This is a genomic window from Campylobacter portucalensis (assembly GCF_009690845.1).
Classification (GTDB): Bacteria; Campylobacterota; Campylobacteria; order Campylobacterales; family Campylobacteraceae; genus Campylobacter_B; species Campylobacter_B portucalensis.
This window is the reverse complement of sequence record NZ_VWSJ01000089.1, coordinates 1-436: the sequence shown is the minus strand read 5'-3', so window position 1 is coordinate 436 and position 436 is coordinate 1. Positions and strand designations below refer to the sequence as shown.

General features: G+C 29.6%; 1 protein-coding gene. It reads left to right on the top strand.

Annotated elements, in window-relative coordinates:
* The coding region (locus tag F1B92_RS08980; RefSeq protein ID WP_195836353.1) for a hypothetical protein at nucleotides 1-436 on the top strand (436 nt) is incomplete at both ends.

Sequence of the window (436 nt, the reverse complement as noted above, 5' to 3'; positions counted from 1 at the left end):
AAGGCTTTTCAAATCAATTCTCAATTTATGCTTCAAATTTAAAATCCATCACTGATTTTAAATTTAGTGGTTTTTATACACCAAATCAAACAAATTTTGATTCAAAAATGACAGTTTATGGCATAAATATCGCAGAATATGATCACCAAGATGAGAGCGGGTATGTTTCTGCAAGTAAAAATGGTGGATTTCAAAGTATTGGAAAGATAAGATCTGGAGTTGAAGTTCCTGAATTTAAAAATTATACATTTGATATTAAACCTTTAAATAATCAACCAAAAAATTCATTTTCTATTATAACCTATGCATTAAATAAAGCAAATCAAACACATCAAAATCAATTTCTAAAACCCAAACAAAGCGAAATCACTCTAAGATACGAAACAAGAGCTAGACGAAATGGAAGCGTAACCCAAGGCGAACAAGCCTTCTTAAA